Source organism: Domibacillus sp. F004 (genome assembly GCF_057814295.1).
The window spans coordinates 360,048-381,934 of the sequence record NZ_JBVATB010000002.1; the positions used below are offsets into that span (position 1 = coordinate 360,048).

The following is a 21,887-nucleotide window of genomic DNA, read 5'->3' on the forward strand; positions in this document are numbered from 1 at the left end:
GAACCATCTTGTTTTAAAAGCCTGCGAAGAAAGAAGCAATTTTCTCTGCAGGCTTTTTTTGTATGGGTTGTTAGAAGAAAGGCTATAAGTTTACATCTATTTTTTGGTCGGTAGCATCTATGCCGATATAACGAAATGTTTCTGAAGGAGTAGCATGATGAAACCGGGCTTGAATCAGGGAAATAGCCACCCCTTTTATATAGGCATGATAGCCAAAGGTTTTTCTCAGCGTATGAGTGCCAATCTGATCCTGTATCCCCGCTTTTCTTGCCGCATCGTTGATGACACGATAGGCGTGTTGACGCGAAATGGGCAATTCACTTTTGGGTGATTTGAAAAGATAATCATCCATCGTCGTTGTATGTTGTTGCAAATGAAACGTTAAAGCGGATTTCACTTGATCATTCAAATAAATTGTTTGATCGTCTACATGAAGAAATGAAAAGATTGTTCCCGACTCGTCTACCAATTGATTGATTTTTAAAGACAGAAGCGTGTTAATTTTAAGTCCAGTATTGATACCTAATACAAACAAGACAAAGTCCCGACTTGAGTGTTTTTTTAAACTTTCCTTCATTAATTGTATTTCATGTATGTTTTTTATCGGGTTCACATATTCCACTGTCTTCTCTCCTTGATGTTACTTAATATAATGATATCATCCCATTAAGTAACATTCAAATGATAAGTGGGGACAAACTGCCCGTAAAGGCCCGATTGGTTCGGCCCATGCTGAGCCTGGTCACTCAGGTATTGCCGCAGGACGTGGCGCTCCTGAGTTCCTGGGAGGTAGCGGAGCGCAGACTAAGAACGTCACTTCCTGTGAGGCTGAAACCTCCACTGATGGAAGATTCACTTTGTTATACTTAGCAAGCTAAAGTAACGAAAACAGACTTGCCGCTACGGGCAAGTCTGTTTTCGTTACTTTAATCTTTTTTGCAGACCAAATTGTGCGTTCAGTTGTCCTTTAATCATACTTCGTTTCAATTTATCTTTATCAGGTTTCTTTTTCATTTCTTGTCTAATTTCAAATGTACGTACACCGTCCTCCATTTGATTAGCAATATCCATCAATGTTTCTACGTCGTCGAATGAGTATTTGCGTGTGCCGCGGTCTGACCGCTCAGGGAAAATGAGCTTCCGTTCTTCGTAGTAGCGTATTTGCCGTTCGGACAACCCTGTTAGCTCGCTGACAATCCCGATCGTAATGACCTTTTTCGTTTTGTATGTTTTTTCTTCATCTGTCATACACTCACCTCGAATTGGATTGTAAATATAGTATATCGAGTTTAATCAATAAATGTAACGCTATTATGTTATATAATATAACTATTTTAAAAACAGTGTTAGATTATATGACATTTATCATGACGATCTCTTTTTCCTTTTCTATAATCAATTGTATCAACAGCCACTGAGGAGGATGTTTTATGAATCAAGAAAAAGTCGTTATGATTGGAAATGGAATGGCTGGTGTCCGTTCGATCGAAGAAATTTTAAGCGTCCGACCGGATCACTTTCATATAACAATTTTCGGAACAGAACCGTATCCAAACTACAACCGGATTCAACTGTCAAAGGTGCTGCAGGGAGATACGGCCATCTCAGATATTACATTGAATGACTGGAACTGGTATGAAGATCATAATATTACGTTTTATTCAGGCGAAACAGTCGTTCACATTAATACGAAAGAGAAATTTGTCCAAACAAACAAAGAACGCAGCGTTTCATACGATAAATTAATTATCGCAACAGGCTCACTCCCGTTTATCATTCCGGTGCCGGGATCAGATAAAGAAGGCGTAACTGCATTTCGTGATATTCAAGACTGTGAAAAAATGATTGAGTGTTCAAAAGTATATAAAAAGGCAGTTGTTATTGGCGGAGGGCTGCTCGGTCTCGAAGCGGCACGCGGGCTATTACATCTCGGAATGGATGTTCATGTTATTCATCTTTCGGATTGCTTAATGGAGCGGCAGTTGGATGAAACGGCCGGCAAAATGCTGCGAAAAGAGCTCGAAAAACAAGGAATGAAATTCTTAATGAATAAACAGACCGCAGAAATTATTGGCGGTGACCGTGTTGAAGCAATCCGTTTTGTTGATGGAGAAGTCATTGATGCAGATCTTGTTGTAATGGCAGCAGGCATTCGTCCAAATACAGGGCTTGCGAAAGAAAGCGGTATTGAAGTAAATAGGGGAATTCTTGTTAACGATTATATGGAAACGAGTACTCCGAATGTATATGCAGTGGGAGAATGTGCAGAACACAGAGGAGTTGTGTACGGCCTCGTTGCACCGCTCTATGAGCAAGGGAAAGCAATGGCTGCCCATATTTGCAGTGAACAGACGCGGGGATATGAAGGTTCTGTATTATCTACTCAATTAAAAGTATCCGGTGTCGATGTGTTTTCTGTTGGTGAAATTGTAGAAGACGAAGAGACAAAAACGATTAAAATGTTTGATGACTGGAAAGGTGTTTATAAAAAAATCATCATTCGTGACGGGAAAATGACCGGCGCCGTGCTATTTGGTGACACGAGTGAAGGATCAAAGTTGTTGAACCTTATTAACAAGCGGGCAAATGTAGAGGAATATATCGATACTGAAGAAGCAGCAGAAAGCATGACAGCGACGATGGCGGATAGTGAGCTTGTCTGCGGCTGTAATGGTGTAGCGAAAGGGACGATTAAAGAGGCGATCAAGAAGCTCGGTTTGACGACATTTGAAGAAGTAAAAGCATGTACGAGTGCATCCCGTTCATGCGGCGGCTGTAAACCGCTTGTTGTCGATATTCTGACGCATACACTCGGTGACAAGTTTGAAAAAGCGGATCAAAAAGAACCGGTTTGTGTTTGTACAACGTTGTCACGTGATGATGTCGTAAAAGCGATTCGTGAAAAAGGGCTGACATATACGCGCGAAGTGATGAATGTACTTGGCTGGAAAACAGAAGACGGCTGTTCGAAATGCCGGCCGGCACTTAATTATTATCTTGGCATGATCAACCCGACTGAATATGAAGACGAGAAAGAATCACGTTTCGTCAATGAAAGAATGCATGCAAATATTCAAAAAGACGGTACTTATTCAGTCGTTCCCCGTATGTACGGAGGTGTTACGTCAGCGGCCGATCTTCGGAAGATTGCGGATGTAGCCGACAAGTATAAAGTGCCGCTTATTAAAGTAACCGGCGGACAGCGGATTGATTTGTTCGGTGTGAAAAAAGAAGATTTGCCGAACGTATGGGCCGATCTTGATATGCCGTCGGGTTACGCGTACGGAAAAACATTACGTACCGTAAAAACATGTGTTGGTGAAAGCTTCTGCCGGTTCGGGACACAGGATTCAATCGCAATGGGGATCGCCATAGAGAAAAAATTTGAACGAATCGGTACGCCGCATAAAGTGAAAATGGCCGTTTCAGCTTGCCCGCGTAACTGTGCGGAATCCGGTATTAAAGACATTGGTGTCGTTGGTGTAGACGGCGCCTGGGAAATTTATGTCGGCGGCAACGGCGGTACGCATTTACGGGCAGCAGATTTATTCTGCAAAGTGACGACAAATGAAGAGGTAATGGAAATGATTGGGGCATTCATGCAATATTACCGTGAAGATGCTGCCTACCTTGAGCGTACATCAGTCTGGGTGGAGCGTGTCGGACTTGACCATATTAAAGAAGTACTGGCCGATAAAGAAACGCGCGACGCTCTAAATGCTCGAATTGATGAAGCGTTGTCCGTTACAAAAGAACCGTGGAAAGAAGTAATTGAAAGTAAGAAAATTCGCAAGGAACTATATGAGACAGTCCGTTTAACAAAATAAGGGGAAGGAGAAAGGACAATGAAAATAAAAAAAACACTTGAGCAGATAAAGGTAGCCGTTTTGGATGAAATGCCTGAAAAAATTGGGCGGACTGTTCAAGTGGGTTCACTTGAAATTGCTTTGTTTAAGCTGGCGGATGGCAATGTTCGTGCTATTGAAAACCGGTGTCCCCATAAAGGTGGTGTGCTTGCAGAAGGAATCGTCAGCGGCGAGCATGTTTTTTGCCCGATGCATGATTGGAAAATCTGTACGACGGATGGAAAAGTTCAGTCACCCGATATCGGCTGTGTGAAAACATTTGATGTAAAAATTGAAGATGGCAATGTGTTTATTTTAATTTGAATAAAAAGGGGGCAGAATAGATGGGTGAAGTGTATCTTGTTGGGGCGGGACCAGGGGATCCGGAATTAATCACGGTAAAAGCACTAAAAGCAATTCAAGAAGCAGATGTCATTCTTTATGATCGTCTTGTTAATAAACAGCTGCTCGATGCAGCAAAACCATCTGCTATCCGAACTTTTTGTGGAAAATATCCTCAATGCCATACAATGAAGCAGGACCGGATTAACCGGCTTATGGTGAAATACGCTGCGCAGGGGAAAGTGGTTGTACGCTTAAAAGGCGGAGACCCGTTCGTCTTTGGCAGAGGCGGGGAAGAAGCGGCGTATTTAACAAAGTTTGGTATCAAGTTCCACGTTATTCCGGGTATTACAGCGGGTATCGCTGCTCCTGCTTATGCCGGCATTCCGGTAACGCACCGTGAATTTGGAAATTCTTTTGCAGTAATCACAGGTCATCAGATGAGCGGGAAAACGGAAGTGAACTGGGCGCATTTAGCAACAGCAGTCGATACAATTATCATCTATATGGGCATGAAGAATTTATCGAATATTTGCGAGGCATTAATGAAAAATGGGCGGAACGGCAAGACGATGGCTGCGATTATTGAACAAGGGACGACGGCGAATCAACGTGTTATCACTGCTCCTCTGAATCTTATTGCAGAAGTGGCGGAAAAGAGTCCACTTGGAAACCCGGCGATTATTATTGTTGGCAATGTAGTAAAATGCCGGGAGTTACTGCAGCAGCAAGAAGGAAGAGTGGCGGCCTATTAAACAGTCAATAATGACCCCGGCAAAGCGAATTTGCTGGGGGTTTTTTTGTCTGAGCGCATATATAATTGACGGATTATCATTCATCCTGTAGAATTACCTTTAATTCGAGATAAAAATGGAGGGGTTTAAATGAAACATCTTTTTCACGAAGGGAAAAATGAGAACATATTACTTTTGCTGCACGGGACAGGCGGCACAGAACGGGATTTACTGCCGCTTGCACAGGCTGTTGATCCGGAAGCTTCTGTATTAAGTGTACGCGGCAACGTACTGGAAAATGGGATGCCCCGGTTTTTTCGACGTTTAGCGGAAGGGATTTTTGATGAAGAGGATTTAATTTTCCGTACGAAAGAACTGAATGAATTTCTTGATGATGCATCAAAACAATATGGGTTTAGCCGTGATTCAGTCATTGCGATCGGCTATTCAAATGGGGCGAACATTGCAGCAAGTTTGCTTTTCCATTATGAAAGATCATTAAAGGGAGCTATTTTACATCATCCAATGGTACCGCGCCGCGGGATAGAGCTGCCCGATTTAACCGGTGTCCCTGTTTTTATGGCAGCTGGAAAAAATGATCCGTTATGTTCGCCAGAGGAAACAGAAGAGCTTCAGCAGCTGCTCGAGCATGCAGGAGCAAGAACGGCTGTACATTGGGAGCAAAATGGCCATACGCTGACGGGAACAGAAGTACAAGCAGCTGCAGATTGGTATAAAAAGAATACTTAAAGAATGCGTGAATGACGCATTCTTTTTTATTTTGACATAAATGAAAAAGAATGTAATGTTAGTAGTACATATGGATCATGGGAGGCGAATGATGAAAGAAATAATCATAAGACATGTTGTCGATCAAGAAGGAAGAGTCACCATTCCAAAAGGAATCCGTAAAAAGCTGAACATTCAAGGATCAGACTGGGTTGCAATCGCTTATGAGCAAGAACGCATTATTATAAGAAAATATGAATCTCATTTTGATGGAGAGGAAAAAACGTGTCTAATGACAGGGACGATATCAAAAGACCATCGACATTTTAGCGGAGGGATTGTGCTTAGTAAAGAAGGAGCAATTTGGCTGATGGATGAAATTCAGTCTTATTGGATAAAAGTTGGCATATAATGCGAAACATGCTATTTTAAAGAGTGGAAATCACAAGAAGGAGCTATCATATGGAATTTATTACTCTTTTAAAAGCAATTATTCTTGGCTTGGTTGAAGGATTAACAGAGTTTGCGCCAGTATCATCAACAGGGCATATGATTATCGTTGATGATATGTGGCTGCAATCACAAGTATTTCTAGGGAAATATGCAGCAAACACGTTTAAAATCGTTATTCAACTCGGTTCTATTTTAGCGGTTGTTGTTGTATTTAGAAATCGATTTATTGACTTACTCGGGTTAAACAAAGAAACACGCGGACAAGGCGGAAGGCTTCGCTTAACACATGTGATCGTCGGCTTGCTTCCAGCGGGTGTGCTAGGCGTTCTGTTTGAAGATTATATTGATGAACACTTATTTACAACGGAAACGGTGTTAATCGGTCTTGTTGTCGGTGCGTTTTTAATGATTGCAGCAGATTTAATTGGCGGCCGTAAAAGAAAAATAGAAACTGTCGACCAAATTACGTATGGACAAGCGTTATCCGTCGGACTCATTCAATGTTTATCGCTGTGGCCGGGCTTCTCTCGTTCAGGCTCTACCATTTCAGGCGGCGTGCTGCTTGGCATGAGTCATAGAGCCGCAGCTGATTTTACGTTCATTATGGCCGTACCGATCATGTTTGGCGCCAGCTTTTTGTCCCTCTTGAAAAATTGGCAGTATTTTACGATGGACGCGATGCCATTTTTCGTGGTCGGCTTTATTAGTGCGTTCGTTTTTGCCCTTATATCCATTAAATTCTTCTTGAAATTAATTAACCGTATTAAGCTCGTTCCGTTTGCTATTTATCGGATTGTACTGGCTGCTGTTATTTATTTCGTTTTTCTTTAAGTGGCGCTGTTTGATTTGCGCCATTAGGGCATGATAAGATAATAGAACGAATTGAAACCGCAGGCAGTCGTCTGCGGTTTTTTTACAACGGAGGAAAATAGATGAATGAAACGAAACTGGATCAGTTAAAAGGAATCACTGCCGGTGTGAACCTCGACAACGGAGATGATTTTGCCTATTCAATGGAAGAATTGAAAAACCTTGCAGAAGCGTGCGGCATTGAGGTACGGGGTGAACTGACGCAAAACTTGCCGCGTATTCATTCGGCGCTTTACATGGGGACTGGCAAAGTAGAAGAACTGAAATCGCTTGCTGAATATAAGGAAGCAGACGTCGTCATTTTTGATGGGGAATTATCTCCGTCGCAAATTCGGAACTTGGAAAAAGAACTCGATTGTGAAGTAATTGACCGGACGATGCTCATTCTTGATATTTTCGGACGGCGGGCAAAAACGAAAGAAGCGCAGCTGCAAGTAGAGATGGCGCGTCTTCAATATATGCTGCCACGTCTTGTCGGTACGTACATTGCGCTCGGACGCCAAGGCGGCGGATCAGGTTTTAAAAACCGTGGGGCGGGTGAAACGAAGCTTGAGCTTGATCGGCGGAAAATTGAAACGAAAATTGCCTATCTCAGCAAAGAACTTGCGAAAATATCTGAACAGCGTACTGTGCAAAGGAAGCAGCGCGAGAAAAACAATATGCCGGTTGCCGCGCTTGTCGGGTATACGAATGCGGGCAAATCGACCGTCATGAATGCGATGCTGCAAACATATGTGGGCGGCGGGTCAGAAGTATTTGAAAAAGACATGCTGTTCGCCACACTCGATACGTCTGTCCGGAGCATTACATTGCCGGATAAAAAAGAGTTTTTACTGGCGGATACAGTTGGATTCGTTAATAAACTCCCCCATCATTTAGTAAAAGCATTCCGCTCGACGCTAGAAGAAGCAGCGGCTGCGGATTTGCTTATTCATGTTATTGATGTGTCTAGCCCGCAGTACCAAACGATGATTGATATTACGGAAAAAACACTTGTTGATATCGGTGCAAAAGATATGCCAGTTATTTATGCGTACAATAAAGCGGATCTTGCGGGCATTGATTATCCGGGAGCAGCCGGCAATTCAGTGTATTTATCCGCAAAAGAACGCGCAGGTATTTTGGAATTGACGGAAGTGATGAAAAGTCATTTGTTTAAAGATTACGTCCGCTGTGAATTGTTGATTCCATATGATGAAGGAGAAGTCGTCTCTTATTTCAACGAACAGGCCACGATTTTTGAAACGGCATATGAAGAAGAAGGAACGAAACTGGCTGTTGAGTGCCATCGATCGGATTATGAAAGATATAAGTCGTTTGTCGTAAAATAAACGATGAAAACAGACCTTTGTTGCAAAGGCTGTTTTTTTTGTTCACTTTATTTATAAGAAGAAATTTAGACTAAAAAAACCTTTTCCATCTAGGAAATGATTGCGATATCACATATGGAAAATTCGATCTTATTTCTTTTGGGAAAGGAGCTCATGAGACAGATCCTAAATAGCTTTCATCAGTTTGCAACACCGCGCATCTTCATTACGGAAAGAAAGAGCGGATGGAAAATGATTTCTATCGGAAAATATATTGACAATGAAAATCGTTATCATTTATAATAAGGTTATGAAAATAATTATCAATTGAATTGAAGGAGGAAGTCAATGCCTGTAGAGAGATAAAGACGCTTTTCATGCAACTATACATCGCAAAAAGCATTAAATCCATGAATGAGATGTTCACACTTGCGCCATTAAAAGAGCGTGTTTAACGGACAACTACTTGCATCGACAAGTTCTTTCCCTTAAAATAAATTGAGAAGCTGTCAAAGGAGAATGATGATGTATAAGCTGGATGACTCGCTTGGATATAAGCTGTTTCAAGGCTCGCGGAGTATGACAAACCGGCTGAACCATTATTTTCGCTTGAAAGGGTATCCGATTACGCATGAGCAGTGGCAGGTGTTAAGCCGGCTTTATGACCGTGATGGGCAGACACAGCAGTCGCTTGCCGTGTTAAACGAGAGAGATGAACCGAGCGTCTCACGGATTGTGGCGAATATGGAGCGGAACGGACATATTGTCAGAAAGCCCCATCCAACTGATAAGCGGGTAAACCTCGTGTTTTTATCAGATGAAAGCAAGCGGATGAAAGATGTTTATATTGCAATAGCAAAGCAGACAATTGCCGATGCCTCTGTCGGTATTGACCTTGAAGAATTTGGAAGAACACTAAGGATATTGGATCAAATTCGCCGAAACTTATCTTGAAAGTACATTGCCGGTTTGCAATCGGCAACTATATTTTTCCTTTCAATTGAGAATGAATTTCTCTATCGTTATTTCTTTGACAGCAATACGAAGGTTAGGACATGTTATGAAAAAACGTTATTTAGTCATAGTGCTCATTTTATTATCAATTGCCTCGTTATTCGTTGGTGTCACAAACATTTCACCCTTTGACTTGTTTCGCTTTGACGACCAACAAACGCAAATTTTCTGGCAAAGCCGTGTCCCAAGGCTGATCAGTATTTTAATTGCAGGTGTAACGCTCAGTATTAGCGGATTTATTATGCAGCAGTTAAGCCGCAATAAATTCGTATCCCCTACAACTGCAGGAACAATGGATTCAGCCCGATTCGGAATCTTAGTTTCGCTTATTATCTTCACGTCAGCGAGTCCGATTGAAAAAATGATTGTGGCTTTTGTTTTCTCGCTGGCCGGCACATTTTTATTTATGAAAATTCTTGACCGGATTAAAATGAAAGATCCGATCTTTATCCCGCTCGTCGGATTAATGTTTGGGAATATTATCAGCTCCATTACGATGTTTTTTGCGTATAAGTATGATTTAATTCAAAATATGTCCGCCTGGCTGCAGGGAGACTTTTCAATGATTACAGCTGGCCGCTATGAAATGCTTTATATAAGCATACCACTTGTCGTTCTTGCGTACATATTTGCAGACCGTTTTACGATTGCTGGCATGGGAGAAGATTTTGCCCGCAATCTTGGCTTAAATTATAAGCAAGCGGTGAACATTGGTCTTGTTATTGTGGCTTTATCCACGACCATTGTGGTGTTAACAGTAGGGCTTATTCCGTTCCTCGGACTTGTCGTACCTAACATTGTTTCTATTTATAGAGGAGACAATTTAAAAAATAGCCTGTTTGACACAGCGCTTCTCGGCGCAGTATTCATTTTGTTTTGTGACATTCTTGGCCGCATTCTCATCTATCCATATGAAATTCCGATCGGCCTTACAGTCGGCGTTATCGGAAGCGGATTATTTATTTACTTGTTGATGAGGAGACGGGATTATGCGTGAAAAAAGCAAACTGATACTGTTGTTGATTTTGGCAGGCGCTTCGATTGCCGGGTACATGTTCATTGAACTCGGACCTAATTGGGATTACGCGCTGCCGCGCCGTGCGGAAAAGATTGCGGCTATTGTATTGACCGGAACGGTTATTGCCATTGCCACATTGTTATTTCAAACTGTCACGAACAACCGGATTTTAACACCGAGTATTATAGGCCTCGACTCGCTTTACATGCTTGTTCAGACAACGCTCGTGTTTTTCCTCGGTTCTACAAGTTTGACGGTTATGAACAAACAAATAAACTTTGCGATTTCAATCGGTTTTATGGTTGTTTTCGCCCTGATTTTATACCGGCTATTGTTTCGCCGTGAAGGGCAAAACATTTACTTTTTACTGTTGCTTGGTTTAATTTTCGGTACATTCTTCGGCAGTTTTACATCGTTTATGCAAGTACTTATTGATCCGAATGAATTTCAAATTATTCAAGACCGGATGTTTGCGAGCTTTAATAATGTTCAGACGGAAGTACTCTTGATGGCTGCCGTTTTAACCGGTGTGACGCTGCTTTATTTACTAAAGTTTGTGAAGTATTTGGATGTGCTTTCGCTTGGAAAAGAAACAGCAATCAACCTTGGCGTTGAATACGATTACACAGTGAAACGGCTGCTCGTCATTGTAGCCATCCTTATTTCTGTCGCAACGGCTCTTGTTGGGCCCATTACATTTCTCGGATTGCTCGTCGTGAACGTCGCTTACGAAATGTTTAAAACATACAAGCATTCCACGTTAATTTTTGCATCTGCACTCGTGTCAATTGTTGCACTTGCAGGAGGACAAATGCTCGTTGAACATGTCTTTACATTTTCAACGCAGCTTAGTGTCATTATTAACTTTATCGGTGGCATCTATTTTATTTACTTACTACTAAGGGAGAGTCGGACATAATGGTTGAAGTACAATCGGTCTCGAAATCATACGGATTGAAAGCAGTTGTTGATAATGTGTCAGTCAATATTGAAAAAGGCAAAATCACATCATTTATCGGTCCAAACGGTGCGGGGAAGAGTACACTCCTTTCCATTATTAGTCGTCTTCTCTCTGCCGATACAGGGGAAGTGCTGATCGACGGGCAAAAAGTGAAAGAAACGAAAAGCCGCGATCTCGCCAAAAAAATAGCGATTTTAAAACAGTCCAATCATTTAAGTTTACGCCTTTCTGTCCGTGATCTTATTTCATTCGGCCGTTTCCCGTATTCACAGGGGAAACTGACGGAAGAAGATCAAGTGTTCATTGATGAAGCAATTCGCTACATGGAACTTGAAGATATGCAGGATAAATATTTAGATCAATTATCCGGCGGGCAAAAGCAGCGGGCATTCATCGCCATGACGATTGCTCAGGATACGGAATATATTTTGCTTGATGAGCCGCTGAATAACTTGGATATGAAGCACTCTGTTCAAATTATGAAAGTGCTCCGCCGTCTTGCAGATGAGCTTGGCAAAACGATTTTAATCGTTATTCATGACATTAATTTTGCCTCTGTGTATTCAGATTACATCGTTGCGCTTAAAGACGGCAAAATTGAAGCACAAGGAACAGTTAATGAAATTATTACAAGCCTTACATTAAAGCAGATTTACGGAATGGATATGCCAATTAAAGAAATTAATAACCAAAAAATTTGTGTGTATTTTAGCTAACAAGGAGACGAAATGAAAATGAAAAAGTATTTACTATTGATTGTTATGGCACTGTTTTCCATGATTGCGGCAGCCTGTAACGCCTCTACATCGAATGAAGAAAATGCAGAACCAGCTGAAAATGATGAAAAACCGACAGAAGTAACAGTTACTCATGAGCTTGGTGAGACGACCGTTCCTGTTAATCCTGAAAAAGTAGTCGTGTTTGACTTTGGTTCACTTGATACGATGGCGGAGCTTGGTATTGAGCCAGTTGGTCTTCCGAAAGAAAACATTCCTGATTATTTGTCAAAGTTTGAAGATGAAAAATACACAAACACAGGCAGCTTGAAAGAGCCTGACTTTGAAAAAATTAATGAATTGGCACCGGATTTAATCATCATTTCCGGCCGTCAAATGGACCTTTATGATCAATTTGCTGAAATCGCTCCGACGGTTTACCTTGCAGTGGATACAGCGAACTACATGGAGTCCTTTAAATCAAATGCTACGACGATTGGCGAAATCTTTGGCAAAGAAAAAGAAGTAGAAGAGAAATTAGCGACAATCGACGAAAAAGTAGCAGCATTGAACGAAAAAGCGTCAACGATGGAAGGAAATGGACTTGTCATTCTGGCAAATGAAGGAAAAATCAGTGCGTACGGTCCAGCATCACGTTTTGGTATCATTCATGATGTATTTGGCGTAAAACCGGCAGATGAAAACATTGAAGTATCGACTCATGGACAAAGTATCTCTTTTGAATACCTTGTTGAAACAGATCCGGATTACTTGTTTGTCGTTGACCGCGGTGCAGTCGTAACAGAAGGGGAAGGTGAATCTTCTGTGAAGCAAGTGGTTGAAAACGATCTTGTGAAAAATACGAAAGCAGTAGCGAACGACAATGTAGTCTATCTTGATCCTAATGTATGGTACTTGTCAGGCGGCGGACTTCAGTCTGTTCTTGAACAAGCTAATGAAATTGAAAAAGGAATTACAGAATGATGAAAACAGCGATGACAGAAATGTCATCGCTGTTTTTTTGCGGTTAACGTAAAAGTTGTCCCTAGTTGTGATGTTTCTTTCAATGTTAAGTCGCCTTCCATCGCCCGTGCGAGAAGTTGACTAAACGGAAGCCCAAGTCCGAGTCCGCGCACTTTAAACTTTTTGTTTTCACCGCGGTAAAAACGTTCGAAGATGAGCGTTTGCTCAGATGCTGGTATCCCGATTCCCGTATCAATGACATCAATGGAAGCAAATTCTTCATTATCGTGCACACGTATTGTCATCCCTCCGGCATCTTCAATCGCATGAGCTGCATTGTTCAGCAAATTCATCATAATTTGCCGGAAACGAACAGGATCAGTCAAAATGCGTATATCATGGTCCGACGGATAAAAATGGACAGGAATACCACCTGGATTACGCGCCAAATTCCATTCATGCACGATGTCGCGCGTCAATTTGTTTATTTCATGAGGTGAAGGTGAAACAGGAAGTACATCCGCTGCAAATGTATTAAATTCGAGCAGATCATTAATCATTGTCTGCAGCCGCTCTGTTTCATTTAATGAAATCGTAATAAACTCTTGTGCTTCATGATCCGTGACGACGCCATCTTTTACCGCCTGTAAAAGGCCGCTTATAGAAGTGACCGGTGTTTTTAGTTCATGCGTGACACCGGCAAGAAGTTCCGCTCGTATCGATTCAAGCTGCTCAAGGCGAATGGCCATATCGTTAAAGGATGTAACAAGATCATACACTTCCTGTTCTTTCGCTTTAGACGGCATGAGTGACACGCTGTAATTGCCATCACGAATTTCCTTCGCAGCAGCAGCAGCTTCACTAATGGGACGGGCGAGACGGCGCGATAAAATGTAAATCGCGGCCCAGCCGAGCAATCCGCTTCCTAAAATAAGTAAAGCAAGAAGCCGGTATTCTTCGTTTAAATCCGCGAATTCACCTTCAGGCTGAAGCATAACGACCCATCCGAATGTAACATTATTGACGGTAATTGGCTTTTTAATTAAATAAACAATGGTGTGATCGTCATTCATACCGGGAAAGGTCTGCACGTCCTGTTTCTTTTTTAAAATCAGATTTGGAAAAGAGTCTTTACTGTATAAGTCATGATCGCTTGCCGACAAAATGACGCCGGTTGCATCCGTAATATAGATAGAAGGGGGGGCCTCCATATTCATCAGTTCATCACGCGCCTCGATCATATCATCATCAATATACGTATTGGATCTATTGCCATCTTCCTGGCTTCCGGCAATCCGGATGGCAAGTTCCGCTGCAAGAAATTCTGATACATCAAGCCTGTTTTCGATCGTCGTATGCCGAATCCAGACGACAGAAAGCAAGGCAAGTATAAGCAAGCCAAGTGCCAGTGTGATGGCATAGCGTGTCGTCCAGTAGCGGAGGAGCGAAATACGCCGCTCTTTACTCTTCCACAACAAACTGATACCCCAATCCACGCAGCGTTTTAATTTCTCCCTCAGTTGATGGCCATTTCGCCAGCACTTTCCGAATCCGCTTTATCGATAAGTCAACAGCCCGGTCACTGCCTTCGTAATCGTGTCCCCACACTTCATCGAGCAGATGCTCCCGTGTAAATGTGCGGTTCGGTGCAGCGGCTAAAAATAAAAATAACGATAAATCACGCGGTGTGAATGTAACGTCTTTGCCAAAGAGCGTGATACGATGCGCTTTAAAATCGATCGTTAAGCTTCCATATGTATGGGGCGTTTCCTCCGTGGGCTTTCCTCCGTCATCAGCCCGGCGTAAAACAGCTCGTACACGTGCGACCACTTCATCTGCGATAAATGGCTTTGCAATGTAATCATCCGCACCGCCATCAAGCCCATCCAGCCGATAATTCACGTCATTCAGTGCTGTTAGCATAATGACTGGACACATACTCTCCATACGAATTTCTTTTAAAACGGCCCAGCCATCCTTTTTTGGCATCATCACGTCAAGCAGGACGAGAGACGGGGAGTGTGTATGAAATTTTTCGATTGCTTCTGTGCCACTGTAAGCCTGTATAACGTGAAAGCCCGCTTTCGCTAAATAGACTTTTAGCACTTGGCTAATCGCCGGTTCATCTTCAGCAACTAAAATCGTCTGCATTTTCAACACCTCATTTTGGTTAAATTATACAATGAAAATCATTTGAACGTGAACAAATAAGTACAAGTGTAATGAAATCTACTTGATCATAAATGATTTCACCCATACAAATTAAAAAACCGGTCATTAGCCGCCCGGTTTAATAAAATCCATTCAGTTGTACAGCCGCTTCGGGATTTACCTCTGAAATAGATGCAATAATGTCTCTCAATCGTTTTCCTTCTGTGTTAATACCAAGATGAGCTGCCGTACTGTAAACATTCCGTTCATGTGCTCTTTTTACTTCGAGGCGGATGGTTTTTTCATCTTTTCCGTCTGTTTGAATGTTAAGTGCTGCTGCCTGATTTTGCAGTTTGGCCAGCCGTACCTTTTTCGCTGCTATCTCTAGATTATCGCCTTTAATATTAATACCGAGTGCCAATGCTTGTTCCTCAATGACATCTGCAAAATTTTTCGTTCCGGTTCGTGTTACGGATGGTGCCACCTGTTCTTTTATAAGTTGTGGAGAAGCCGCTTGAGCTGGAGAAGAGGGAACACCGCTTAAAATCGTAATCGATAGGGCGCCGGTCATAACATATGACATGGTCTTCTTCTTCATGATTATTCCTCCTGATTTGTATGTACACTTTATTTAATACTTTCATTGTATAAAAGAAATGTGTCAGGTCAATGTCAAATAGGCAAATTTTCGATGTATTTCATCAACAATCTAAATATTTCGTATTAAAATGAGAAAAAATACATAAATTTACACGTTTTTTAAAGGAAAAAGGGGGAATAAGACGAATAAAAGAAAATGAGGAAAGGCTTATATACAGAAATCCCTTTATCCATATATAATTCAATTATATACATGTAAGGGATTTTATCTCATAAAAGGAGAGTTCATGGAACCTATGTCTAAAGAACAGTACATATTGCTTGAAGTAATGCAAGAAGCATGTTCACATGGCGAGCAGAAAGATATGGACCTTACAGCAATACTCAATTTGATTACAGAAAAGCTAGCGCCGGTTATGAAGCCGGAATAAAGCAGGAGACTTGTTCTCCTGCTTTTTATTTTGATTTCTACTGGCGGTGTCTTTACGCTAAAATAGGTAATAGGATGATAAATAGTAAGTATGATTGGTGGAAGGTGTGGCGAAATGAAAACAGATTTATTTATTATCGGCGGGTTTCTTGGAAGCGGAAAAACGACGCTGCTTGTACAGTTGCTCGAAAAAGAGAAGCAGGCGGGCCGTAAAGTGGCTGTATTAATGAATGAGATTGGTTCTATGTCTGTCGATTCAGCGCTGCTTGGAGAAGATACCGCGGTGCGCGATATGCTAAATGGCTGTATTTGCTGCACGATTAAAGATGAAATAGAAGTCGAATTGCTGACACTGTATAAAGAGCATCGCCCAGATGTGATCTATATCGAGGCGACAGGTGCTGCTCATCCGATGGAAGTATTGGATGCGTGCACTTCGCCAGTCATTGCGATGCAGATTGATGTGAAGGGGATCATTACGCTTGTTGACTGCGCACGATGGATGGAACGAAACCGTCTGCCGATTGCCCATCGTAAGCTGATGGAAGATCAGGCGCGATGGAGTGATGTAGTCGCGCTGACGAAAACTGACTTAGTATCGCTTGAAGCCCTCACTGAAATAAAAAAAGAGATTCAGTCATTAAATGAAAAAGTAGTTTTGCATGAAATGATATTTGGGAAAACGGATGAAGAAATGATATTTGGCAATGGCGGCAGTAATTCAGATGGCGGCCATCATGCTCACCATCATTTGCATGTCCGGACAATGGCGTATGAATTTACAAATCACGTGCCGCGCGCTGAATTTACAAAGTGGGTAGCTGGTTTGCCAGATTCGGTTCTGCGAATAAAAGGATTTATGAAATTTGAAGATTCAGGTGATCGTCCGGAATTGTTTCAATATGCGTACGGTGTGCCTTTTTTTCAGCCACAGCCGATTAAACGCCCGTCTGTTATCGTCGTGATTGGTGACGAGCTTGATACAGAACAGCTGAAGCAAGAGTTGGAGCGTTTAGACGGTAAGCTTTTTTAATCTGGATCTATACTGAAAACAAGATATTTGCATGTCAAACAAGCCGGTCTGCTTATGCGAACCGGCTTGTTTGTTTTTTATCGTGAATTAACGGGCAGGTTGATTTCACCAAAGTTATATCGAAACAATTATTAAGATTCGGGGATAATGGTCACGGCTATCGTGCGTGTAGGGGTATCAGAATTTTCAGTATTTCTTTGATAATATTTGAGCATTAAGTCATTTAATTCATTTTGGAAATTTTCGAAGAGCTGGTCGTCAATTTTTAATTCTAATAATGAAAAGGTTGACCGATCATCTGAATCATGTTTTTCTTCTAATAAGGAAAGATACGTTTGATACTGGGTCAGCAAGGAAAGTTGGTAATAAGAAATATAATTGAGTTTTTTCTCTATCGATAATTCTTTCCATTCTTCTGCATCCAAACGAGCAGCATCTTCGTTAAGAACATAATATTTTTCAAATACAGATCTGACTTTTTTTTCTTTAACAATCCTTAGTACGCCAGCGTCTAGCAGTACTTGGATGTGTCTATATAGCGTTGCCTGGGGTACATCTTTAATGATTTTCAGCATTTCAAGAGGCGTCAGCCCATTTTCTTTATTTCGCATAAGGGCTTGAGATATCTTCATTCTTACTGGGTGCATTAAAACATCAGCTTTATTGGTCATTTTATCTCCTTCTAGAATAAGAGCTTCTACAGCATTGGTTTATAAAATAGTATATCATTATTTGTAATGATAACATTATCAATATAAATAACAAATGCAAAAAATCCAATATTGTGTTATCGTTATCGATAATGATAATAAAATAAATTTACTCATAAAGGAGATGAACGTTTTGCAACTTCACTATGGATTGGACGAATTAAAAAGTATCGATTGGACAGCAATATTGCCGATTCTTTTGCCATTTATAGCGGTGGCCCTTATCCTCATCCTAATCGCACTCATTGATTTATACCGGCACCGCAAGACGAGAAGTAATGTTTTCATGTGGACACTGATCATTTTGTTTTTCAATACAATCGGTCCGATTTTATATCTCGCAGTAGGAAGAAAGGATGATGCAGTATCATGAAACTGGAAATTAAGAACGTTACTAAGAAGTTTAAGGAAAAATCGGCCGTCAGCCAATTTTCAATGGAGCTCGAAACGGGGCAATGTGTAGGTTTGATTGGGCCAAACGGAGCCGGTAAATCTACCTTAATTAAGATGATCGCAAATATCCTCCGTATAGATGAGGGGGAAGTTCTTCTTGATGGAAAAAACATTTCAAAAATGAAGCGCGAGATAGGTTATTTACCCCAGTATCCAAATTTTTTCCCATGGATGACAGCGAAAGAAACGCTTCTGTTTATGGGGAAGCTTTCGAATATCCCGAAAAAAGAATTACTGGAAAAGATTCCAGTCATTATGGCGAAAGTCGGGCTCGCCGGTGAAGAAAATGTGAAAGTTCGGACGTTTTCAGGAGGAATGAAGCAGAGACTTGGCATTGCACAGACACTTCTTCATCAACCTTCTTTTATTGTTATGGATGAACCGGTTTCGGCATTGGATCCGATCGGCCGAAGGGAAGTCCTGAATTTGATCCAGGAAATTAAAAAAGAAACGACTATTTTGTTGTCCACCCATATATTAAGCGATGCAGAGGAAATATGTGAACGGTTCGTCATTATCAAAAATGGCCAGAAAATAGAAGACACAACGATGGCAGAATTGTTAAGCCGGAACCGTGAACCGGCTGTCGTCATGGAAATCACTCCGAAAGACCAGCAGTGGGTTCAATTAGTTGAACGGCTTCCATTTGTGAAGAAAACAGAAATGATTGGAAATAAAGTAAAAATTACAGTCGACAGCATTGAGAAGCATAAAAATCTATTGCTGAAAAATGCACTGGATAACGATGTGGATCTCATTCGATTCGAAGTAGGCAGCAGCGATACGCTTGAAGAAATTTTCTTGAAATTGGTGGTGGGTGCATGAATGCCATGATTGTTTTAATAAATAAAGAGTATGTTCAAATGATTCGTGACTTTAAGATTATTTGGCTGCCGCTCGTGTTTATATTTATAGGTGCCACCCAGTCAGTAGTTACTTATTACCTCCCGTCTATTTTGGGAGCACTAGGCGGAGGCCAAGGCATTACAATTGACCCGGCGATGGTTCAACAGGAAGGCGGACAGGTGATGGCGGCAACACTTGGCTCCCAATTTGATCAGCTCGGTATTATGATCATTGCTATTTCTATGATGGGCGTTATTCAAGCAGATAAAGCCAATGGCATGCTTGCCTTTATTTTGACAAGACCTGTCACGGTTTGGTCCTACATCGGCGGGAAAATTGTCTCGAATTATTTGTTTGTAGCCGTGAGCGTGACCTTAGGCTATTTTATTTCGTACTTATATGTCAGCTATTTATTTACAAGTGTGCCGACCTCATATTTACTTAAAGCATTATTAATCTATCTAATCTGGGTACTTTTTATGGTCTCCTTTACAGCTATGATCAGTACCATATTCAACGGGCAAGGTATTATTGCTTTAATTAGCATTGTTTTCCTTCTGGTGAGCCGGATGATCACCGGGCTGCATCCGATGATTGATTTGCTGAATCCGGCTAGCATGAGTCAACACGCTGCGGAAACACTGATCACAGGGTCTACCCAATCTAGCTTGAACGGCAATCTGTTTATTACAATCATCTGGGCTGTGCTGGCAATGGCAGTCGCGTATTATTGGATTTCTCAAAAGAAATTTCATCAGGATTAAAAAGACGGGAGGGTGAAACCGTTGTTAACTATTGCGAAAAGGTAATCATTTTTATCTCAACGATCATCGCGATAACATTTTGCGCATTATTAAAACGACAATGCAAGTGGATATGTTGAATGAAAAAAACGTACGGCTAGTCTAGCTTGTTGTTCTTACGGCTGTAAGAAGGCTTTAACGATACAATTAAAAAGAGCTGTTTATCTAACAATCTTAGACAAACAGCCCTTTTATTCATGTTAAGCAGGCAAGCTTTTCAAATAGTCGCGTACTTCTTCGGGGGATTTTGCATTGGCGCTGTGAAGATGAGCCAATTTTTCGCCATCTTGGAACAATAAAAGACTTGGAATGCCCATTACATCGTACTTTTCTGCAATGTCTGAAAAATCGTCCCGGTTGATTTTCGCCCATTTATATTGTCCGTAATCTGCAATAATGTCGTCAATAAACATGTCCATACGTGTGCAGTCCGGACACCAGCCGGCATAAAATTTAACGATAACCGGTTCGCTGCTGGCAACCAGCTGCTCAAATTGATCGCTTGTTTTAATTTCTTCCATCTCAAACATCCTTTCTATTTTGCAATATCGTTATTGTAGCACGTCTATGTCTATTTCATGTAGAATTTTGCTTTTGAACCGTTTGACTGTTGTACAATGCCGCAATAACGTTATAATAATAGTTGGTCTATTTTGAGAAGAAAGAGGAAATTATATGAATACTGAACAACCATCCAGCCGCATTGATTACGGTTTGTTTTTAATATTGTTTATGCTGTTCGTTGTCAGCTGCGTCGCGATTTACAGTGCACAGACGACCGGACAATATGATACAAACTTTGTCGTCCGGCAAGTTGTCTGGTATATGGTCGGCCTCGGTATTATTGCGCTGTTTATCCGCTTTGATTCGGATCAATATCATGGCATGTCATGGTATTTATATGGTATCGGGATTATTCTATTGGTTTTTTTAATTATTGCACCATCATCCATTGCACCGACCATTAACGGAGCCAAAAGTTGGTATAGATTCCCGGGTATCGGACAAATTCAGCCATCCGAGTTTTTTAAAATATTTCTCATTTTGACGCTATCGCGCATCATGGTAAATCATCATGTGAAAAATCCGATTAAGACCATTCAAAGTGATTTTATGCTGCTCGTAAAGCTTGGAGCCACGACGGCTGTACCGCTCCTGCTCATTATGCAGCAGCCCGATCTTGGGACATCGCTTGTGTTGATTGCCATTTTGCTTGGTATGATTTTCGTCTCAGGCATTACGTGGCGTATTTTAGTACCGCTTTTTGGCAGTGCGACCGCCTTGATTACACTTATTTTTTATCTTATGCTTTGGCACCCGGCGATTTTGGAAAAATACCTTGGTGTCAAGCAGTATCAGTTCGGGCGCATTTATGCATGGCTTGACCCGTATAACTATGAAAGTTCCACTGGCTTCCATTTAACAAGATCATTGCTTGCAATTGGATCCGGTCAAACGATGGGAAAAGGATTTGGTTTCCGTGAAGTTTATTTGCCGGAAAGCCATACGGATTTTATTTTCAGTATTATTGGGGAAGAGTACGGTTTTATTGGCGCATCAATCGTTGTCAGCTTATTTTTCGTGCTCATTTACCATATTACAAAACTCGCTTTAACGACGAAAGTGCCGTATTATTCGTATATGTGTGCTGGCGTCATCGCGATGATTACATTTCATGCGTTTCAAAACATCGGCATGACGATTGGTTTACTGCCCATTACCGGTATTCCATTGCCGTTTATTAGTTACGGAGGCAGTTCCCTTATGGGAAATATGTTTGCCATTGCGCTCGTTTTTTCCATTACCTTTAATGAACGTCATTACATGTTTTCATCAGATAATCCGTAACCCGCCATTTGTGCGGGTTTTTTTGCTTTCCGGGGATACAGCAGAGGATTATAATGGA

Annotated in this window: 26 protein-coding genes; 19 read left to right on the plus strand and 7 right to left on the minus strand. The window is 41.4% G+C overall.

Features of this window, described 5'->3' with window-relative positions; all coding sequences use genetic code 11:
* Window positions 1–82: 82 nt before the first annotated feature.
* Together ACZYRN_RS07310 and ACZYRN_RS07315 are read right to left on the minus strand one after the other, a co-directional pair.
* Window positions 83–622, minus strand: a complete 540-nt coding sequence (locus tag ACZYRN_RS07310; RefSeq protein ID WP_488910869.1) for a tyrosine-type recombinase/integrase — start codon at window positions 620–622, stop codon at window positions 83–85.
* A 299-nt stretch (window positions 623–921) separates the two neighbouring features.
* Entirely contained in the window at window positions 922–1,248 is a 327-nt protein-coding gene (locus ACZYRN_RS07315; RefSeq protein WP_488910870.1) for a MerR family transcriptional regulator, read from the minus strand.
* A 182-nt stretch (window positions 1,249–1,430) separates the two neighbouring features.
* On the opposite strand from ACZYRN_RS07315, the gene nirB reads away from it, so the two are divergent.
* The 13 genes from nirB to ACZYRN_RS07380 all read left to right on the plus strand — a co-directional run bounded on the left by nirB (window position 1,431) and on the right by ACZYRN_RS07380 (window position 12,976).
* On the plus strand, window positions 1,431–3,827 hold the full coding sequence (gene nirB, locus ACZYRN_RS07320; RefSeq protein ID WP_488910871.1) for a nitrite reductase large subunit NirB: 2,397 nt from the start codon (window positions 1,431–1,433) through the stop codon (window positions 3,825–3,827).
* An 18-nt stretch (window positions 3,828–3,845) separates the two neighbouring features.
* Window positions 3,846–4,169 carry a nitrite reductase small subunit NirD gene (gene nirD, locus ACZYRN_RS07325; RefSeq protein ID WP_488910872.1) on the plus strand — a complete coding sequence of 108 codons (324 nt, stop codon included), beginning with the start codon at window positions 3,846–3,848 and terminating at the stop codon, window positions 4,167–4,169.
* Between the two features lie 20 nt (window positions 4,170–4,189).
* Window positions 4,190–4,942, plus strand: a complete 753-nt coding sequence (cobA, locus tag ACZYRN_RS07330) for a uroporphyrinogen-III C-methyltransferase (protein ID WP_488910873.1) — start codon at window positions 4,190–4,192, stop codon at window positions 4,940–4,942.
* Between the two features lie 129 nt (window positions 4,943–5,071).
* Entirely contained in the window at window positions 5,072–5,671 is a 600-nt protein-coding gene (locus tag ACZYRN_RS07335) for an alpha/beta hydrolase (RefSeq protein WP_488910874.1), read from the plus strand.
* Between the two features lie 91 nt (window positions 5,672–5,762).
* On the plus strand, window positions 5,763–6,062 hold the full coding sequence (locus ACZYRN_RS07340) for an AbrB/MazE/SpoVT family DNA-binding domain-containing protein (protein ID WP_488910875.1): 300 nt from the start codon (window positions 5,763–5,765) through the stop codon (window positions 6,060–6,062).
* 50 nt (window positions 6,063–6,112) lie between these two features.
* Complete coding sequence (locus tag ACZYRN_RS07345; RefSeq protein ID WP_488910876.1) at window positions 6,113–6,934, plus strand: undecaprenyl-diphosphate phosphatase; 822 nt, start codon at window positions 6,113–6,115, stop codon at window positions 6,932–6,934.
* Between the two features lie 101 nt (window positions 6,935–7,035).
* The gene (gene hflX, locus ACZYRN_RS07350) at window positions 7,036–8,304 is read left to right on the plus strand and encodes a GTPase HflX (protein WP_488910877.1); all 1,269 of its coding nucleotides are present in this window, start codon (window positions 7,036–7,038) and stop codon (window positions 8,302–8,304) included.
* Between the two features lie 153 nt (window positions 8,305–8,457).
* Complete coding sequence (locus ACZYRN_RS07355) at window positions 8,458–8,586, plus strand: hypothetical protein (protein WP_488910878.1); 129 nt, start codon at window positions 8,458–8,460, stop codon at window positions 8,584–8,586.
* A gap of 222 nt (window positions 8,587–8,808) precedes the next feature.
* The gene (locus ACZYRN_RS07360; protein WP_488910879.1) at window positions 8,809–9,237 is read left to right on the plus strand and encodes a MarR family winged helix-turn-helix transcriptional regulator; all 429 of its coding nucleotides are present in this window, start codon (window positions 8,809–8,811) and stop codon (window positions 9,235–9,237) included.
* Window positions 9,238–9,343: 106 nt separating this feature from the next.
* Window positions 9,344–10,294, plus strand: a complete 951-nt coding sequence (locus ACZYRN_RS07365) for an ABC transporter permease (RefSeq protein WP_488910880.1) — start codon at window positions 9,344–9,346, stop codon at window positions 10,292–10,294.
* Window positions 10,287–11,234, plus strand: coding sequence for an iron chelate uptake ABC transporter family permease subunit (locus tag ACZYRN_RS07370; RefSeq protein WP_488910881.1), 948 nt, complete (start codon window positions 10,287–10,289; stop codon window positions 11,232–11,234). Before ACZYRN_RS07365 ends, ACZYRN_RS07370 begins: the two co-directional genes overlap by 8 nt.
* Window positions 11,234–11,992 (plus strand): iron ABC transporter ATP-binding protein, encoded by a 759-nt coding sequence (locus tag ACZYRN_RS07375; protein WP_488910882.1) that lies wholly within the window; start codon window positions 11,234–11,236, stop codon window positions 11,990–11,992. The genes ACZYRN_RS07370 and ACZYRN_RS07375 overlap by 1 nt, the downstream gene beginning before the upstream one ends.
* 18 nt (window positions 11,993–12,010) lie before the next feature.
* The gene (locus tag ACZYRN_RS07380; RefSeq protein ID WP_488910883.1) at window positions 12,011–12,976 is read left to right on the plus strand and encodes a siderophore ABC transporter substrate-binding protein; all 966 of its coding nucleotides are present in this window, start codon (window positions 12,011–12,013) and stop codon (window positions 12,974–12,976) included.
* Between the two features lie 23 nt (window positions 12,977–12,999).
* On the opposite strand, the gene ACZYRN_RS07385 is transcribed toward ACZYRN_RS07380, so the two are convergent.
* From ACZYRN_RS07385 to ACZYRN_RS07395, 3 genes are all read right to left on the minus strand, one after another.
* Entirely contained in the window at window positions 13,000–14,430 is a 1,431-nt protein-coding gene (locus ACZYRN_RS07385) for a HAMP domain-containing sensor histidine kinase (protein WP_488910884.1), read from the minus strand.
* Window positions 14,417–15,106: a response regulator transcription factor gene (locus ACZYRN_RS07390; protein WP_488910885.1), complete on the minus strand. Its 690-nt coding sequence runs from the start codon at window positions 15,104–15,106 to the stop codon at window positions 14,417–14,419. The genes ACZYRN_RS07385 and ACZYRN_RS07390 overlap by 14 nt, the downstream gene beginning before the upstream one ends.
* Window positions 15,107–15,245: 139 nt before the next feature.
* Window positions 15,246–15,704, minus strand: a complete 459-nt coding sequence (locus ACZYRN_RS07395) for a hypothetical protein (RefSeq protein WP_488910886.1) — start codon at window positions 15,702–15,704, stop codon at window positions 15,246–15,248.
* Window positions 15,705–15,993: 289 nt separating this feature from the next.
* Between ACZYRN_RS07395 and ACZYRN_RS07400 the strand changes: the two genes are divergently transcribed.
* Window positions 15,994–16,137: a hypothetical protein gene (locus tag ACZYRN_RS07400; protein WP_488910887.1), complete on the plus strand. Its 144-nt coding sequence runs from the start codon at window positions 15,994–15,996 to the stop codon at window positions 16,135–16,137.
* A gap of 114 nt (window positions 16,138–16,251) precedes the next feature.
* Window positions 16,252–17,169: a CobW family GTP-binding protein gene (locus ACZYRN_RS07405; RefSeq protein WP_488910888.1), complete on the plus strand. Its 918-nt coding sequence runs from the start codon at window positions 16,252–16,254 to the stop codon at window positions 17,167–17,169.
* A gap of 131 nt (window positions 17,170–17,300) precedes the next feature.
* On the opposite strand, the gene ACZYRN_RS07410 is transcribed toward ACZYRN_RS07405, so the two are convergent.
* Window positions 17,301–17,840 (minus strand): helix-turn-helix domain-containing protein, encoded by a 540-nt coding sequence (locus ACZYRN_RS07410; protein WP_488910889.1) that lies wholly within the window; start codon window positions 17,838–17,840, stop codon window positions 17,301–17,303.
* Window positions 17,841–18,012: 172 nt separating this feature from the next.
* On the opposite strand from ACZYRN_RS07410, the gene ACZYRN_RS07415 reads away from it, so the two are divergent.
* The 3 genes from ACZYRN_RS07415 to ACZYRN_RS07425 are packed head-to-tail and all read left to right on the plus strand — an operon-like array spanning window position 18,013 to window position 19,942.
* Window positions 18,013–18,252 carry a PLD nuclease N-terminal domain-containing protein gene (locus tag ACZYRN_RS07415; RefSeq protein WP_488910890.1) on the plus strand — a complete coding sequence of 80 codons (240 nt, stop codon included), beginning with the start codon at window positions 18,013–18,015 and terminating at the stop codon, window positions 18,250–18,252.
* Entirely contained in the window at window positions 18,249–19,157 is a 909-nt protein-coding gene (locus tag ACZYRN_RS07420) for an ABC transporter ATP-binding protein (RefSeq protein WP_488910891.1), read from the plus strand. The genes ACZYRN_RS07415 and ACZYRN_RS07420 overlap by 4 nt, the downstream gene beginning before the upstream one ends.
* Complete coding sequence (locus ACZYRN_RS07425) at window positions 19,154–19,942, plus strand: ABC transporter permease (protein ID WP_488910892.1); 789 nt, start codon at window positions 19,154–19,156, stop codon at window positions 19,940–19,942. The genes ACZYRN_RS07420 and ACZYRN_RS07425 overlap by 4 nt, the downstream gene beginning before the upstream one ends.
* Window positions 19,943–20,181: 239 nt before the next feature.
* Here the strand turns inward: ACZYRN_RS07425 and ACZYRN_RS07430 are convergent, their stop codons facing one another.
* Entirely contained in the window at window positions 20,182–20,502 is a 321-nt protein-coding gene (locus ACZYRN_RS07430) for a thioredoxin family protein (RefSeq protein WP_488910893.1), read from the minus strand.
* A gap of 154 nt (window positions 20,503–20,656) precedes the next feature.
* On the opposite strand from ACZYRN_RS07430, the gene ACZYRN_RS07435 reads away from it, so the two are divergent.
* Window positions 20,657–21,829, plus strand: a complete 1,173-nt coding sequence (locus ACZYRN_RS07435) for an FtsW/RodA/SpoVE family cell cycle protein (RefSeq protein WP_488910894.1) — start codon at window positions 20,657–20,659, stop codon at window positions 21,827–21,829.
* The last annotated feature ends 58 nt before the right edge of the window (window positions 21,830–21,887 follow it).

Coding starts and splice junctions, on each gene's coding strand:
- ACZYRN_RS07315 (WP_488910870.1), bottom strand. CDS start 1,248: ATGACAGATGAAGAAAAAACATACAAAACGAAAAAGGTCATTACGATC.
- nirB (WP_488910871.1), top strand. CDS start 1,431: ATGAATCAAGAAAAAGTCGTTATGATTGGAAATGGAATGGCTGGTGTC.
- nirD (WP_488910872.1), top strand. CDS start 3,846: ATGAAAATAAAAAAAACACTTGAGCAGATAAAGGTAGCCGTTTTGGAT.
- cobA (WP_488910873.1), top strand. CDS start 4,190: ATGGGTGAAGTGTATCTTGTTGGGGCGGGACCAGGGGATCCGGAATTA.
- ACZYRN_RS07335 (WP_488910874.1), top strand. CDS start 5,072: ATGAAACATCTTTTTCACGAAGGGAAAAATGAGAACATATTACTTTTG.
- ACZYRN_RS07340 (WP_488910875.1), top strand. CDS start 5,763: ATGAAAGAAATAATCATAAGACATGTTGTCGATCAAGAAGGAAGAGTC.
- ACZYRN_RS07345 (WP_488910876.1), top strand. CDS start 6,113: ATGGAATTTATTACTCTTTTAAAAGCAATTATTCTTGGCTTGGTTGAA.
- hflX (WP_488910877.1), top strand. CDS start 7,036: ATGAATGAAACGAAACTGGATCAGTTAAAAGGAATCACTGCCGGTGTG.
- ACZYRN_RS07355 (WP_488910878.1), top strand. CDS start 8,458: ATGAGACAGATCCTAAATAGCTTTCATCAGTTTGCAACACCGCGCATC.
- ACZYRN_RS07360 (WP_488910879.1), top strand. CDS start 8,809: ATGTATAAGCTGGATGACTCGCTTGGATATAAGCTGTTTCAAGGCTCG.
- ACZYRN_RS07365 (WP_488910880.1), top strand. CDS start 9,344: ATGAAAAAACGTTATTTAGTCATAGTGCTCATTTTATTATCAATTGCC.
- ACZYRN_RS07370 (WP_488910881.1), top strand. CDS start 10,287: ATGCGTGAAAAAAGCAAACTGATACTGTTGTTGATTTTGGCAGGCGCT.
- ACZYRN_RS07375 (WP_488910882.1), top strand. CDS start 11,234: ATGGTTGAAGTACAATCGGTCTCGAAATCATACGGATTGAAAGCAGTT.
- ACZYRN_RS07380 (WP_488910883.1), top strand. CDS start 12,011: ATGAAAAAGTATTTACTATTGATTGTTATGGCACTGTTTTCCATGATT.
- ACZYRN_RS07390 (WP_488910885.1), bottom strand. CDS start 15,106: ATGCAGACGATTTTAGTTGCTGAAGATGAACCGGCGATTAGCCAAGTG.
- ACZYRN_RS07395 (WP_488910886.1), bottom strand. CDS start 15,704: ATGAAGAAGAAGACCATGTCATATGTTATGACCGGCGCCCTATCGATT.
- ACZYRN_RS07400 (WP_488910887.1), top strand. CDS start 15,994: ATGGAACCTATGTCTAAAGAACAGTACATATTGCTTGAAGTAATGCAA.
- ACZYRN_RS07405 (WP_488910888.1), top strand. CDS start 16,252: ATGAAAACAGATTTATTTATTATCGGCGGGTTTCTTGGAAGCGGAAAA.
- ACZYRN_RS07410 (WP_488910889.1), bottom strand. CDS start 17,840: ATGACCAATAAAGCTGATGTTTTAATGCACCCAGTAAGAATGAAGATA.
- ACZYRN_RS07420 (WP_488910891.1), top strand. CDS start 18,249: ATGAAACTGGAAATTAAGAACGTTACTAAGAAGTTTAAGGAAAAATCG.
- ACZYRN_RS07425 (WP_488910892.1), top strand. CDS start 19,154: ATGAATGCCATGATTGTTTTAATAAATAAAGAGTATGTTCAAATGATT.
- ACZYRN_RS07430 (WP_488910893.1), bottom strand. CDS start 20,502: ATGGAAGAAATTAAAACAAGCGATCAATTTGAGCAGCTGGTTGCCAGC.
- ACZYRN_RS07435 (WP_488910894.1), top strand. CDS start 20,657: ATGAATACTGAACAACCATCCAGCCGCATTGATTACGGTTTGTTTTTA.